1 protein-coding gene is annotated in these 560 nt (G+C 68.6%); it reads right to left on the bottom strand.

The window, feature by feature from the left end:
• Positions 1-560: aminotransferase class III-fold pyridoxal phosphate-dependent enzyme (locus ACL02T_RS34955; RefSeq protein WP_412835101.1), on the bottom strand; the 560-nt coding region annotated here is incomplete at both ends.

Below are 560 nucleotides of genomic sequence, written 5' to 3'. Positions count from 1 at the left end.
ACCTTCTCGCCCTTGCGGACGGTCTCGCGCTCGAGGGTGTCGTCGCTCCAGTACTGGTGGATGGCCTCGGTACCGGTGACGAAGGCGGGGTTGTGCCCGCGGAAGGTGCCGTTGTGCTCGCCCGGGCCCCACACGTCGTGCTCGGGCTTGATCAGCACCAGGGCCATCGGCAGCCCGTAGCCGGAGATCGACTTGGAGATGGTGACGATGTCGGGCTGGATCCCGGCGGCCTCGAAGGAGAAGAACGGGCCGGTGCGGCCCACGCCCATCTGCACGTCGTCGACGATCAGCAGGATGTCGTGGCGCTTGCACAGGTCGGCCAGGCCCTGCAACCACTCGATGCGGGCCGGGTTGATCCCGCCCTCGCCCTGCACGGTCTCCACGATCACCGCGGCCGGCTCGTTGAGGCTCGACCCGGCGTCGGTGAGCACCTTCTCGAACCACAGGAAGTCCGGGACCTTGCCGTCGAAGTAGTTGTCGAACGGCATCGGGGTGGCGTGCACCAGCGGGATCCCGGCGCCGCCGCGCTTCATCGAGTTCCCGGTGACCGACAGCGCGCC

It is taken from the genome of Pseudonocardia oceanicola, from assembly GCF_047200735.1.
Lineage (GTDB): Bacteria > Actinomycetota > Actinomycetes > Mycobacteriales > Pseudonocardiaceae > Pseudonocardia.
The sequence above is the reverse complement of the archived record's forward strand: the minus strand, read 5'-3'. Positions and strand labels throughout refer to the sequence as shown.